The organism is Photobacterium galatheae (assembly GCF_000695255.1).
In the GTDB taxonomy this organism is placed as follows: Bacteria; Pseudomonadota; Gammaproteobacteria; order Enterobacterales; family Vibrionaceae; genus Photobacterium; species Photobacterium galatheae.
Genome location: NZ_JMIB01000005.1, coordinates 45,043 through 59,409, shown reverse-complemented (window position 1 = coordinate 59,409; position 14,367 = coordinate 45,043). Strand labels below are relative to the sequence as shown.

General features: G+C 41.4%; 16 protein-coding genes. 1 reads left to right on the top strand and 15 read right to left on the bottom strand.

Annotation, left to right across the window (positions count from 1 at the left end; all coding sequences use genetic code 11):
• Position 1 precedes the first annotated feature (1 nt).
• From EA58_RS03590 to EA58_RS03550, 9 genes are all read right to left on the bottom strand, one after another.
• Complete coding sequence (locus tag EA58_RS03590; protein ID WP_036748999.1) at positions 2-235, bottom strand: C2 domain-containing protein; 234 nt, start codon at positions 233-235, stop codon at positions 2-4.
• Between the two features lie 105 nt (positions 236-340).
• A complete protein-coding gene (locus EA58_RS03585; protein WP_036748997.1) occupies positions 341-652 on the bottom strand; it encodes a hypothetical protein in 312 nt (103 codons plus the stop codon).
• A gap of 51 nt (positions 653-703) precedes the next feature.
• Positions 704-1,129: a M15 family metallopeptidase gene (locus EA58_RS03580; RefSeq protein WP_036748994.1), complete on the bottom strand. Its 426-nt coding sequence runs from the start codon at positions 1,127-1,129 to the stop codon at positions 704-706.
• A 25-nt stretch (positions 1,130-1,154) separates the two neighbouring features.
• Positions 1,155-1,472 (bottom strand): phage holin, lambda family, encoded by a 318-nt coding sequence (locus EA58_RS03575; RefSeq protein ID WP_152547927.1) that lies wholly within the window; start codon positions 1,470-1,472, stop codon positions 1,155-1,157.
• Between the two features lie 106 nt (positions 1,473-1,578).
• Positions 1,579-2,250 carry a hypothetical protein gene (locus EA58_RS03570; protein WP_036748989.1) on the bottom strand — a complete coding sequence of 224 codons (672 nt, stop codon included), beginning with the start codon at positions 2,248-2,250 and terminating at the stop codon, positions 1,579-1,581.
• A 176-nt stretch (positions 2,251-2,426) separates the two neighbouring features.
• Positions 2,427-3,872, bottom strand: coding sequence for a hypothetical protein (locus EA58_RS03565; protein ID WP_036748984.1), 1,446 nt, complete (start codon positions 3,870-3,872; stop codon positions 2,427-2,429).
• A 3-nt stretch (positions 3,873-3,875) separates the two neighbouring features.
• Positions 3,876-5,045: a hypothetical protein gene (locus tag EA58_RS03560; RefSeq protein WP_036748983.1), complete on the bottom strand. Its 1,170-nt coding sequence runs from the start codon at positions 5,043-5,045 to the stop codon at positions 3,876-3,878.
• Between the two features lie 173 nt (positions 5,046-5,218).
• Positions 5,219-6,478 carry a Y-family DNA polymerase gene (locus EA58_RS03555; RefSeq protein WP_036748982.1) on the bottom strand — a complete coding sequence of 420 codons (1,260 nt, stop codon included), beginning with the start codon at positions 6,476-6,478 and terminating at the stop codon, positions 5,219-5,221.
• A gap of 1 nt (position 6,479) precedes the next feature.
• Entirely contained in the window at positions 6,480-6,887 is a 408-nt protein-coding gene (locus EA58_RS03550; RefSeq protein ID WP_036748980.1) for a LexA family protein, read from the bottom strand.
• 44 nt (positions 6,888-6,931) lie between these two features.
• On the opposite strand from EA58_RS03550, the gene EA58_RS03545 reads away from it, so the two are divergent.
• A complete protein-coding gene (locus EA58_RS03545) occupies positions 6,932-7,543 on the top strand; it encodes an SOS response-associated peptidase (RefSeq protein ID WP_152547926.1) in 612 nt (203 codons plus the stop codon).
• Between the two features lie 111 nt (positions 7,544-7,654).
• On the opposite strand, the gene EA58_RS03540 is transcribed toward EA58_RS03545, so the two are convergent.
• The 6 genes from EA58_RS03540 to EA58_RS03515 all read right to left on the bottom strand — a co-directional run bounded on the left by EA58_RS03540 (position 7,655) and on the right by EA58_RS03515 (position 14,309).
• Positions 7,655-11,047 (bottom strand): hypothetical protein, encoded by a 3,393-nt coding sequence (locus EA58_RS03540; protein WP_036748977.1) that lies wholly within the window; start codon positions 11,045-11,047, stop codon positions 7,655-7,657.
• Positions 11,048-11,068: 21 nt separating this feature from the next.
• Positions 11,069-11,428 carry a hypothetical protein gene (locus tag EA58_RS03535; RefSeq protein ID WP_036748970.1) on the bottom strand — a complete coding sequence of 120 codons (360 nt, stop codon included), beginning with the start codon at positions 11,426-11,428 and terminating at the stop codon, positions 11,069-11,071.
• Between the two features lie 181 nt (positions 11,429-11,609).
• The gene (locus EA58_RS03530; protein ID WP_235199547.1) at positions 11,610-12,572 is read right to left on the bottom strand and encodes a DUF968 domain-containing protein; all 963 of its coding nucleotides are present in this window, start codon (positions 12,570-12,572) and stop codon (positions 11,610-11,612) included.
• A gap of 73 nt (positions 12,573-12,645) precedes the next feature.
• On the bottom strand, positions 12,646-12,849 hold the full coding sequence (locus EA58_RS03525) for a hypothetical protein (protein WP_036748966.1): 204 nt from the start codon (positions 12,847-12,849) through the stop codon (positions 12,646-12,648).
• Positions 12,839-13,789, bottom strand: a complete 951-nt coding sequence (locus tag EA58_RS03520; RefSeq protein WP_036748964.1) for a helix-turn-helix domain-containing protein — start codon at positions 13,787-13,789, stop codon at positions 12,839-12,841. The genes EA58_RS03525 and EA58_RS03520 overlap by 11 nt, the downstream gene beginning before the upstream one ends.
• Positions 13,779-14,309 (bottom strand): class I SAM-dependent methyltransferase, encoded by a 531-nt coding sequence (locus EA58_RS03515; RefSeq protein WP_036748962.1) that lies wholly within the window; start codon positions 14,307-14,309, stop codon positions 13,779-13,781. Before EA58_RS03515 ends, EA58_RS03520 begins: the two co-directional genes overlap by 11 nt.
• Between the last annotated feature and the right edge of the window lie 58 nt (positions 14,310-14,367).

Here is a 14,367-nt window from a genome sequence, read left to right as displayed (position 1 = left end):
ATTAAAGGCCAATATAATACTCACCAACACACATATTCAACGCTTCGATATACAGATTCAGATTGGTAAAAGATTGCTTCGGATAGTACACGCCACCATCTGGCGTTGTGTACCATTCCAGCTGAGGCGCCACGGGCTTACAACTGACGCTCGTCTTCCCGGTCAACTGACACCCTGCCAGCAGGCTGGCCGAAGCGGTCAGAATGAGTATCCATTGGGCGCTCTTTAACTTCATCCAGCCGTTTCTCCTTATCTGTGAGTTTTCGCTGTCGTTCATGTCGTTCCCAATGCCCAGCCACACGATTTAAAAGCGTGAGTAGAGCCGTCAACCAGGCTGGCATCACTTGGTCCTCAGCACTTTCCGGGAACGTGGATCATTGAATGTTCCATTCGAACTGTGGCGGGCATTCCCTGCAGCCCATTCAAGGAAAGTAATGAGCCAGTTCGGTAAGACCGACATCGCATCTGGGCTGATGAACTGCCGAACAATGGTCCAGGTGTAACCCGCCACGCAGATACCACCGAAAACAACCGTGCCCCAATACTCGCCAAGGAACTGCTGCAACAGCTCAGAAGTTTGTGCGACTTCATTTGCCATGGCTGTCCCGGGGATCGCGAGTAATGCCACCAGCGATAAGCCAATGTATTTCATGGTGTTGCCCTCCGATAAAAAAGAAGCGGCCCGATGGCCGCTATGTGACTTTCAAGAGAACTGCTCAATTAATTCGAAATGTGGTCCGTCATAACTGCCCCGCTGGTGCTCATCCCGGCTATCACCGTTTTGATTCCAGTCGCCGCCCCAACATAGTTTCACACCGACTCGTTCAGCTGCTTTAAACATCGCATCTTTCACTAACGGGCATTTATCCCAGGCAGGCTGACCACCCTGCAGCGGAACCAGGTCAACCGCATGGCTAAAACCATCTTGTTGAACTAAGTGCTTACTGTTCAGTGTCCAGGTACGTTTGGGTGTGCCGTAATAGAGTTGGTGCTGTCTTTCTTTAGTTCGGACAGTTTCCGAAACAGTGAAATCAACATCAGATTCACTAATGGCGATTGCGACGCATGCAGCGAGTGAAGGGTGTAAACGGTGGAGACGGCCAAGGCTTCGTTTGCCAAGGTAATACATGTTTCCCCCTAGAGTGATTGAATCATCAAGCTTGTTCAGCTCTTTTTCCCAGCCAGCGAAGCGCAAACTCCCTGACTTTTTCCGTACCAATGAAGCCAACCATACCACCAACAAAACTTGCTGCTGATATCGGCAGGCCAATCAAATCCAGTCCACTGGTGAGCGTCAAACTCAGCAGACCGCACAGCAGACCTTCGAGAACAACCTGCCGACGTGAACCACGGCCATATATCACCCGAACAACAGCCACAGACACGGCTAACACAGCGCCATATATTGTTGGTGAATGATGAGCCAGCCACGTCAGCAATGCCGCCCAAAGGTTCGGGTCTTTGTCTTGCATTACATCTCCGTGAATTTCAGGCATAAAAAAACCGCCCCGAGAGGCGGTTGGTCAAAATGCTGTACACTTATCCATACTGGATATATACACAATAATATGCACCGTTTTAATTTTCAATAGTCACTTTAAACATTTTGCGAGCAAGGCGATCGTATTGAATGAGCTGGGAACGAATGGTTTCAACATGTTGGGACCAGTCAGACCAATGATTCTGGTAATAGCGCTGTCTTTTCTTCTGAAACGCTTCTGAGTCTTCGCCTTTATCCAGACAGTCCTGCTCCACCAGCGCACGAATCAGTAAGGCCTTTGTTGCAGTCGGCTGATACTGCAGTTCCTGTTTTAGCTTTTGGCCTACAACGGTCCATTCGGAAATCTCTGCACCGGTGGCTTGCTCTAATGCCAGTCCACCAGCAATCACAGGCAGCATTGCTTTCACCCGGTTGAATGTCCTCTCCTGGATGTAGAGACCTTTGCATGCCCAGGACATGACCCAATCATGGAGTACATGGTTAAAGAACCGCTCTCGGTTGTGTTGGCCATTCCAGTATGGTGAGGCATAAGCGAACATACTCCAGTCAGCCAGATGGGTGGCCTGTTTTCCGATACGGTCAATCGCAGCCAGCACCTTTGCCCCATCAATCCGGGAAGCAATTTCTCTGTCAGCAGCACCAAAGCCCCCACCACCAGCCCCCTGATTGTAAGAGGAACGGATACCTTCAGTCGCCATTCCGATCGCAGCTGACATGTCCCACTTTTCGATGTTTGTTGCTAGGCCCATATTAACTTCCAAATGTTGATAAACAAAAATCATCACATTTAATACTGTATATAACAACAGCGGTCAAATTTGGTGAATTTAAAAGCAAGTATCACAAAGCTAGCATTTTAGTAGAAATACAAAGTGATAATACATCTTATTCACAACAAATGGATACCTAATAGTTGAGAAAAAAATCACTCTAGAATTTTTATTTTACCTGGTACACTTATTAATAGCCCTCGATGTAAATTCATCTCAGTTCTAATACCAGCTCTATCAATTTCTATATAATAATTCTTATCTGTTGTTTTTCTTGAAATATATTTCCTTCTAATTCCATTTTTACATGGACTTTTTGCTACTATCTCTTTTTTATCAATATAAATACACTTTGGCATTTCAAAATTAATGTTGTTAGTATTGATCTCCCCTAATGTCAAAACCTCCCCTCTAAACAATTTATCCAGCACCCAATCGACGCAAACATCTCCTTTACCACCCTCAAAAGCACACTGTAATTTCCCTGATAAAATTTTTGACGTAATCATTAACTTACCTTTAGATTCCGAAACTCCAGGCATAGACAATAGCAAAAACGCCGAATATCCCTTAATAACTCCATCATTATTAGTCGGTAATACATCAAATGAGACCTTAATGACATCACTTCCTTCATATAATCCATATTCAACATTAGAGCTTTTTAAAACCACATCAATATCCTTTCCTTTCAATCTAATTGGTAAAATATCATTAAAAATACCTCCTCTACCTCCCTCAACAGAGGTTTTACCAAAAAAACCTTCTCTTATTGAAATTTGAGCAACTAGCTTATCTGAATCGAACCCTGGCATAGTGTTATATAAATCACTTACTTCTTTAAAACTAGTTTTACGTATGAATAATTTATTTCCCACCGAAATCCTACCAACCAGAAGTTCGTTATTTATAGCATTTAAAATATATCCATTTTTCCCATAAAATTTCTCTGCCTCAGAGGCATAAACATTTGAAGGTAGATAAATTGTTTTTGATTTAGATGATTTAGATGCAACCCACCGCCCGTCAACAAACTCACCAAATTCTGATATAAAATCCTTAGTGTCAGACAATGAAAATTCATGCCTCTCTGGAATTTTAACAATAGCTGGAATCGGTTTACTCATTTCAAAATTTTCATTTTTATAAAAAGGCAAACCCAAAATAGACACTAATAAAAAGCAATTTGAAGAATAAGGAATGTCCATTCTAATATTACTGATCAGTAGATTTGAATTACACTTAGCAGCAAATCTAACTATATTATCGACAACACACCCTTTTACAGATCCCGAGAAGGTCATGAGTGACTTAAATTCAACTTTTGACATAGAACTAACAGTATTAATAGTATCATTCATAGAAATTGATGCATTATGAACCTTTAAGTTCAACTTGGGGTTAACACAACCTAATGAATTATTCTCATAATAACCAAGATACTCACTATTAGATAATCTACTTAAAGCCTCACTGAACATACCAAGATTCAAAACCACTTCAACATCATCGGCTGGAAACACATATTTTCCTAATGTTTCATTTGCGAATGACTGCTGAGATAATAAAATAAAGATAAAATAAATAACAAACCTAAACATATATCAAATCCCTATTTCGCTGGTTTTTTCAACCAAATTCATTAAACCATCACTGGAGTAATAAACCTCATTAAATTCAAGTGGAAATTCAATACCAGAGTTACTAAAAACCTTTTCCACCATCGATGCATCACTTAGACAAAAGAGATACACATTAAGTTTATTTAATAAATGTGATAAACATGTTTTTTGGGTAAATATATTCCTTTTAACTTTAAAGTTAAGATCAGTTATGAACGAAGAATTACCAACTGAAACAAATACATCATCATCAATCCTTGAGACATCATACACTCTCCCCCCCTTCAAACTATTAATTTCATCTAAACTACCTGACTCTAGTTTATATGCACTATAAATATATGACTTTCCTGACTTTTTGAATGAAGCAATAATAACTCCATTTTTATCAGGACTCTCAAACAAATTATAAATTGCACCAACATCAAACTTGTAATATACAGTTGACATATTTTGAGAATCAAATACTCCAACCCCATCATTTCCACATTTAAAAAACAATTTAGAACCACTGCTAACAACAGTAGTCAAAAGACTAACATTACATTTCAACTCTATAGCTTTCATCCACCCTTTTACTTTTGATGAATATAAAGTTAAAAATTGTTTCCTTACCGGACCATAAGATTCTCTATATATAACAATAGGTTCAAGAACTGAACCATTTAAAACAGCCCCATACCCCAACGTATCAAGCACAGGCAAATAATCTATGAACTCATATCCATTTTTTTCTGTAAATCTAAAAGCCTTCGAATTGCTAAAGATAATTTTTTCGTTTAAAGTCGCATAATCTTTATCATAAAAAACCGCATTTGAATTCACCCCTTCCAACATGGTTTCATACAACCAATCTTCTACTTTATCTTTTGGCTCTACCAATAATGTTTTTCTGTTTACATTAGCTCCAGTGAACATGATAGATACCATGCTATTATATTTACCTGTAGAGAGCCTTCTTAATATCCTTTTTCCATCATATCCCCTCCTATCAAAATCACTGAATGGCTTAGGATCTTGAAAGAAATCTTTCTTAACTGAGTGATATTTAACTTTTTCTGACACATGAAAATCATCAATTCGACAAGAACATGAAATCAACGCCACAAAAGTAAACATTAAAAATATCACTTTTAAAAAATTGACAGTCATTTAAACACCGATTCAATAAGTGATGATTAAATTAATGTAACCAAATGTTACTATATTTGACGTAACATTTATGAGATATACTCAACATGGTGTTACTACATTGAAATATATTTATTTATTCAATATTCAATTACTTCGTTGTTGACTTCCTGTACATGCATGATTTACTTAACTCAACCACACCGCACCCGCGGCAAATCCCCCCAGCGAGTAGTGTACTGAGGGGACAGCAGCTCCCGCCTCATCGCCCACTTTTGCTCGATGCCCTGAGCGGCCAAGAACATAGAATGGCTACCGTATTTCTGATTGATACTGTCGAAGACCTTCATCAGCGCTGGGTTGGACGGTGACTCATTGAACAAATCGCCCTGGGCATGCTTGGCACTGGTCATGGCAATAAATCCAACACCCAGCTTGTAGTAGCGAACACCTTCAGTAAACAGCGCATCAACTAAGCCTGAGACGGCCTTCGTGATTAGTGTTGTATTGTCTGTCGGATAAGCAAAGCGGTGAACCTGTTTAAACCCGACGGGCCTTTCGTCATAGGGAGAGTTAGAAGCAAACACCATCATGACCTGTACCAGCGAACCCTGCCGCCTGAGTTTACTTGCTGCAATATCAGCATGCTTACAAAGCGCCTGCCCCAATGACACTGGATCTATGATTCGTTCACCGACACTACGTGTTGAAAATATCTGCTTTTTGTCAGCTCGTGCTTCATCCCAGAATTTACACCGCTCCCCGTTCAGTTCTCTTATCGTTCTTTCAATTTCAACGTTGAATTCTTTCCGGGCAATCCCCGGTTTCATCCTGGAAAGCTGCAGTGCTGTATCAATGCCCATAAACTGAAGACGTTTTGCTATCCGGGAACCGATGCCCCAGACATCAGACGTTTTCATTTGCGACAGGATCGATTCTCGTTGCTTTACCTCATCAATCACACACACGCCTTGGTATCCACGAACCTTTTTAGCTGCATGGTTCGCCACCTTTGAGAGCGTCAACGTGGGTCCAATACCGACACATACAGGCAATCGGCATTCTTTCCAGACAGTTCGCCGTATGTCCTTGGCATGTTCGAGCAAATCCGGAATTGCATGGTGACAACGTTCAAACGACAGAAAAGACTCATCAATAGAGTAGACATGCTGATCCGGTGCGAAACGACCAATCACTTCCATCATCTTGGCGGACAAGTCACCATACAACTCATAGTTAGACGAACAGGCTATCACGCCCCGCGCTTCACACAGGGCACGCATTTCGAAGTAAGCACGAAACTTCTCTACACCCGCTTCCTTCGCCTGCCGGTTCGCCGCGACAACACAGCCGTCATTGTTGCTCAGTACCACCATGGGTTTACCGCGCCAGTCTGGCCGGAACACCTGCTCTGCAGAACAATAGAATGAGTTGGCATCCACCAGCGCAAACATGTTAACCCTCCATCAGTAAGCTGCTGGGCCGATGACAACGAATCGAGCGCACCACCACCCCTTCCACAGAAAACTGATCAACCGATGAAATCCATACCGGATGATAACCCGGCGCTGCAGAAATCAACCGCCGTTGCTTCATGTCCAGCAGCTTACAAACGAATTCACCGTTCAGATTTGCCACCACCACATCCATGTTCTGTACCTGGACATGACGGTCAACGATGAGGATATCACCATCGAAGATACCGACATTTTCCATACTCCTACCATATGCCCGACCAATAAAGGTGGCGCTGGGGTGCTCCACCAGCAATTCATCTAAGCTCAAAGGAAGCTGGTGGTATTCCGCTGCCGGACTTTCAAAGCCGGTGATGCCGGCACTCGCGATTAATGGGATAACATTCATACTGGATATACTGTTTAAATATACAGTATCATTTTGGTCACGGATTGCTGCTTGGTCAATACGGATCGGGTTTTATATTAGAAAGGACGAATGGAGGTTTTACCATGTGTGGCAGGCTGAATATTCTCGCTAACATGCTGAACAATCAGGTTTCTGATGAGTTGCGAATCCGGTTTGAAGCCGAAGAAAATACCGACTTACGCCCCACACAAAAAGTATCCACTGTAGTCAAAAGGCCAGATGGCTTACAGCAACTCGACATGGTTTGGGGGATTCAGCCCAGCTGGTCGAAGAAATTACTGATCAATGCTCAAGAAGAGTCTGCCATGCAGAAGCCCACCTGGCGAAATGCCATGCAGACCCACAGATGCATCGTCCCCTGTTCCGGTTGGTATGAATGGCGGAACGAAGGTGGCCCCAAGAAACAGAAATATCTGTTCAGTCACCCTGATGGCAAGCCGCTATACATGGCTGGGATATGGTTTGAAGCAGAGACGCCCCAGTTAGTCACCCTCACGACGGCAGCAAATGAAGTGTATAAGCCTTATCACCACAGGATGCCGGTGATTTCCGATATTGCCGAGTGCAGTACTTGGCTAGAGAACGGGAACAATTTAAATGCAGAAATCAAAAATCTAACAATACATAATATTTAGTTACTCACACTCAATCTTACAATTGCGCTGTATCGTAACTCACAGCTTGACAGAAATAATTTAGATTCCCGCCCTTATTTGGGCGGAAAAAAGGTTTACAAAACCAATCGATTAACAGAGAGCCTCTATTTCAATCCAGATTTTTTTTAAGTTTTGTGACGAATCCCTTACTGCATCAGAAAATGCATCAATGTATGCATCGGTCGTCATTTTGGTTGCCTGCCCTAATTCCTGATATGAAATATTTCCCAAAAATTCACTTTCAAATGGTTGCAGTAGAGATGAAGGTAACATGTTTAAAAACACATTAGCAATTTCAGTAGAATTTCCACTAAAATCAACCAATTTAATGAATAATGATTCAAGAAGTCTGGTGCTAGCCTGAATTGGCGAATCAGTTAAACACTTAAAAAATATTCGTTTTGTTAACTTTTCTATATTGTGAATAATTGCACCATTGTCGTACCTTGATATATCACGAATAAATAGGACTAGTTTATATAACGATTTTTCAGAACCATTAGCGCAAAGCTCATCAAAGGCTTCCCAAGGAACAAATAGATTGAAGTTATGCTGGTGAAGAAGCAGTAAATCCCCAATCGTTTCAGCATCAGAATTTTCGAAAAAAAATTTATTTACATCTCCTGGTGCAACATCAACTTTAATGAATTCAGGTCTAGATAATAAACCTCTTAATTGATTATCAACGGTAAAGTAACTAAATCCATAAGTAAATGCTAAACCAAGAGAGCTTTTTGTACTAGAAGTTAGAAGTTCATTTGCAAGAATTTTCAACTTAAGAGGAACATTATAATCGCGATCATTATGTACGTTACATTTTTCTAATAACTCTTTTGTTACACCTATCAAATTTAAATCATTCTCTGTCTTTTCTTCAGAATATTCAGGAACAAAATCGTCTTTTTGTGGGTCAAAAACAACCTCCATGTCCCCATAAGAGGAGCACCACTCTTTAATTTTTTTAGCTGTTTCACTAGTTATATGTATATTGACTTCAATTTTTTTTGATAAGCCAGATACAACAAGGAATGCGAAGGATATTTCATCTAAAACGACATCATTACTATTCGAGTCATTAAAATAGATATTATTATCACTAAATAACTCCATATATATATTCTTAGAAAGTATAGCAGTAAGGGCCTTACCATATGAATTGCTTCCTTTTATAAATTTATATTTGAATATACAAGGGATATTACCGCTAAAACACTCTTTCATAGCAGGTGTATACCTATCACCACGTTCTACAATACTGTTGATAACATTTACTATATTTTCAGCAGTTGGATTTTCCGGTAATGATACTAGTGAAAAGCATTGATTTTCGTCATTATCCAAAATTTCAATTGCGATTCGGTATGCTGCTACAGTTGGCGGCAGTGTTTCTTTCATTACACAATGTTTACTTCTGTACAGAAAGTAATTATTTATTGCTTTAATCTGTAGTGTATTTGCAAGATCAGTGCTTGAATGAATCAAGTACTGTGGATGTTCAACAGCTAAATTTTTGTCATCAACAACTATACGATACTTCGATTGACAGTTTTCTGTATACAAATAACCTATTTTGAAAATCTTACTATTAAACCCTACAGTCGATACATCAGAAGGTATACTCATGACCACATTAAATAACTGGTTAGCATACTTGTTTGGATCTTTAAAAAACCAAGTTAATACTATATCCTCAACTTCAATATATCGTTCCCCAAAGAAGGTTATAAGTTCCCATGCAAGTTCATCATCAGGTGTGGAAAAAATAGAAATCGGTATTCTTTCCACATACTCTGCGACAGATGCATGAGACGTTGATTTACGTAAATTAATCAACAGATTAACCCAGAGATAAATGCAATGTTTTTTTTCTGATTCAGATAAAACTTTGTCTTGATATTTTTGTATTTGCTCTTCAATGAGCTTCACTGCTTCGGAGAATTTATCCTCTTTAGTAGCTAAAAAAGATTTAAGGTTGGAAATTTCAGAGTGAAACTGTTCTTGGTCTTGCATTGTACTTAAGCGAGAATTTAAAGAGTTGTATTGCTCATTTTCGTACAATAATGAAAGATATTGAACGTATGGATCCGATATCCACGGATGACTATTTTTAAATAACAAATCCAGAGCACATAATGCCAAACCATGATATCCAGCCATAGATAGCAGTCTAGCGGTTGGAACTAAAAAGCCAGAGTGAAGCCTTATTTCCTTAAAGTCATCTGTAAGAATAGTTTCTATCTCAACCGAAGGGAATTGTTTTTTTTCTAAAAATTCAGCAGATTTTGCAGCAAGCGCACAATAGCAGCCTAAGCATTCATTAGTTCGTTCTAGATTTAATAATTCATTAAGAGTAGACTCCACCCACTCTGTATCTTTCAGCTCACATAACAAGGCTATATTTCGCGGAGAAAACACTCCTAATTTAACATCTTTGATTATTTCAAGAGATAAATCTTCAGCAGATTTCTGCGTTTGTGAATGTTGCCCTGATTTTTCATGATCTAAAAATGAAACAACAACCTCTTTACCTCTGAAGTCTATTTGGTTAAGTAATGAACGATGGTCTTGAACTAACTTAATGAGTTTAGAATTACTTAATTGAGTGTAATGCAATAATTGACCAGCAATGCTGATATACCTATTATCAAGGACTTCTTGGCCACCGACTAATTCGATCAACCTATCAATAACGTTATCGAGATACTGCTTTTGTTCCGTTGACAATAACAAGTAATCATAAACATTAAACTTATTAATTGAGATGCAGTCTAAAATTACTTCCTGTCCTGACAAATCAGTAAATATGGAATTTTTCTTCAATTCATCAAAAACTTTTTGACATACATCTACCTGCCCAGAAGCAAATGATTTCTCCAGCAATAAATGAAGGACAGGCAAAGAAAAAGTATCTAATTTTCTAGAAATATCATCGATAGAATTTATATGATTTAATGTACTGTAATATGCGATATCAGAGCAAATATTTTCGGGTAAGGCGCAATAAAAATCCTTTAATTCTTGTGCGGATTTTTCTTCTTTTAGTAAATAAATAGCTGCAGCATTCAAATAACCTTGAAAATCCTCATCAGAATTAGATTTTAATTGGTAATTTTTTGTTATTAACAATTTTTCCTCACCAGACAGTTCCAACGAACTTACCGCTTTTAAACATGCGATAGCTACTTTTGTTGATGAGTTTAGATTTCCCAGCAAACTTAAAGTATTTAATGCAGTTACTGCTTGTTCCTTCTCACCTTCAGCTAGTTTGTGAGCAACATCTAACAACACAGGCTTAACTAATTCTAAAGATACGTCACTTTGTACTAACGTGACGTACTTGTCCCTCATTACTTTGTCACCATACACTGCATCACCGGTGTTTGGTGCTAGCATTACGTTGTCTCCATACAGCGCGTCATTGCCGTTATTTGCTAGCACACCTGAGGTATTGCTGTTTGTAAGAATCTCTGGTATTACCGTCATAAACTGTCTCTGCTTGGTGTTTTATTTATCTGTGATCACCTTGTTACCCATAATCTTATCACCCATGACCTTATCACCATAAACAGCATCACCTCCACCGAGAGTTTGAACAACTACATTAGGGGAATTTAATTGGTTAAGCTGATTTATTAATGCTTGAATTTGTGGAGATGATTCAAGTTTTTGTATCACTTCGTTTTGGGAATTGCATTGGCCAATACTCATTTTTGTCAACTCTGTACTTAGAGCTGACTCAATTGTTTTATCAAGGTTGACTACCTTACTCACAGTTTCTCGAATATTTTCTACAGTTGGAGCAGCTTGATATTTGATAAAATCCCAAAGTAATCCACCAAGCACTGCGCTAGTGATAAACTCCATAGTAACCCCTTATATTTAGGAACCAAATAGGAGTAGATATATAGGTTAACTTGCAGATAATCAAGCCGTAGGCTTTGTATTCGGACTACGATAGATCTAAGTAGGCATAACACACCATGAACCATGGGGCTTTTTAGATAACTCTTAGTAAAAAAAGTTGCCTTACATACTACGAGAGCAACTATTCCATCACACGCATATTAAGCGCTTTCTTTATCGTTGCTTTCACATACTCCAGCTGCGAGCCATGCTGCTGTTCCCAGGCTTTGGGATCATGGTGGAACTTCTGGTGCTCACTGGCCAACATGGGCATGGTAAACATATCGTGGGCCTTGCCTCCCATCTTACCTTCCCCATGGCCGATGAGGTGGTGAGCCACAACAGGGTCTGAATCACTGCCCTTTCGGCCCGTCACACAGCACGGCAAAGAACGGACGAATTTTAGATAGGCTTCAGACTTCCAGGTATTCGCTTTGGGTCTGGCCATAAACATTGCTGGTGGCTCGGCATCGACCACCAGCTTCTTCACTGGCTTTGCCAATCGTTCAACAACATCAGCCGCCGGTTCTTCGTATCTGGCATTGGTTGAGCGCTTTGCCCCCAGTCCAACTCGCTTGTGTGCTTCCTCCCGCTTGAAAATGTCATCCAAGAAAACGTCTGGCAGGTTTGGATATACTTCATTTCTGACGGCCCACCAGCAAAGCTCAGCGGACGTTAAAGCATGCTTGCTCCCTAACCCAAGCTGCGAAGCCACAACGCTCAGTGCCCACAGCAGCACATTACGTCTTGCCAGTTGTTCACTCGTCTTGCTTTGAGACCGACGTGCTTCATTGTCGTGATGCCAACAAGAGCGAACAGCACCGCCACCACATTCTGTAATCGTCAGGTTCTTATCGCAGTAAGTACCATCACCCAGTTGGCAATGCTGAATCTGATTGAGCCAGAAACTAAACCCATTCTCTAAACGCTTGCGCACTTCAGGATGATTGAAGAACTTGATGAGCCGAGCGTCATCCACCAGCGAGCTGCTTTGGGTAGCCGGGAAAGGCTGATTCAGCTTGCCACTCGGGACGTTCACGAAACTTTCTGGCAAAGGCATCACGACGACCCGATTGCTTCCCAGTTCCTCGACAAATGATTCCAACAGCTTGGTCCCTGGCTTGAGCATCAGTAAACCCAACTCTCGAAGTGGAAATGCCTGTAACACCAACACTATGTTAAACCTCCGCCAGCCACAGCTTGTTGCTGTGCCCTGTTTGTTCGTTGTTTGTCATTTGAATATTCGCCCCAGCCTTGCGGGCCTTGTCCAACATCCGGGCCAAAACGCACACATGCACACCCAGTTCTTCACACAGCTCGACAGGGCTCCATAGCTTCCGGCGTGATGCCATCAACCGACGAAGATCCTTTTCACTTGCCATGCTTGCCTCCCAGTTGTTCGACGAGTTCCTGGCGCTGACGGGTGAGGTTTTCAATTCGGCGCTTACAGGATTCAATCGCCTCCTGCGTGGCGTTCCAGTCAATCGCACGCAACATCGCCTGATTTTCGTTATTAATCTCAAGCTCCAAATCACGGATCTTGTTTTTCAGCTGAGTTCGCTCATCCGGTTTCGGTTTGGCAGCAGGTGGAGCCGATACAGCTACAAAACCCTTGTCCTGCTCGCGTGCCAACCAGGCATTGATGAATTTCCGAATCCCAGATTTTGTCTTTCGTCGCTGTGGGTTCGCAATTAGCCAGCCAATCATGTTTCGGAACTGCTGGTGAACATCCACAGCTGGATACAACTCAGACAGCACGGTCAGGTCATCCTGATGAATCGGATACATCGACTTGTCATTCAAAATCAATTCAAAAACAGGCTGCTGTTCGTCGGCATCGAGCTTGCTCGGTGCATTCAATGACGGATCTTCTATTGGTGGATCTATTGATGGTTTATAGCCGGATTCCGACCTACCCCCCGTCGAAATCTGACCTACCCCCTCAGGCTGTTTCGTCTGTTCGAGATTCGAACGTTCAAATTTCGAATGGACGAAATTCGTCTGTTCAAAATCCGTCTGTTCATCCGCAGTTTTCTTCAGCAGCAGAACCGGCAACTGGTACTGATTGTTTGATCGAACCAATCGGCCTGTCTCCGCTTTCTTGAAACGGTTTTTCTTAAACAGCCAGCCACCCTGCTCCAGTTTCTTGAGCGTAGATTTCACAGTAGTTGGTGATACACCAGACTTACGGGCAATGGTGTCGATAGAGGGCCAGCAAATGCCCTCATCGTCTGAATGGTCAGCCAGGCAAAGCATGACCAATTTATCAGAGCCCTTGAACAATGGGATATCCCACACGTAACTCATGACCTTAACCGACATGCTCTACCTCTTCTTTCTTCAGTGTCCACAATGCAGGACGCTTAATGCGGTTGCCTTTGTCCCAACAGACCCACGCGTATTCAGAATTATCTGAACCCTTGTGAACGAATGACGGACGAGGCGTAAGGATCAACAAGTTCGTAAAAGGGAACTTTCGCCAGAAATCGGCACGGCCTTTACTACCAAGCCAGCTCAGTCGAAGTAGAAAACACATGGTCCCATCCACGGCTAGATCACGATTCATGGCTGTTTGAATAAATTCCAAAGCAAGGCTGAACGGTGGATTCGTGATGATGACATCAGCCGACATATCAATGGAATTATCCAGATAATCCACGCCATCCGTGATTTCTGCCCACTTGATCATGTTTCCGTCAGGCAGCTCATTTGTGATCCGCCCATCTCCCCGACAAGGTTCTGCAATCACATCACCTTCTCTAATTTCGATACATTCAAGCAGAGCTTTCACACACCAAGATGGTGTCGGATAAAAGTCTTTTTCAATTCGTGCTTTTGCCATCACACATTTCCCTCAAAAACCGCTTTGGCCAGCTGGCGACAGATTTGCACCGGCTGTC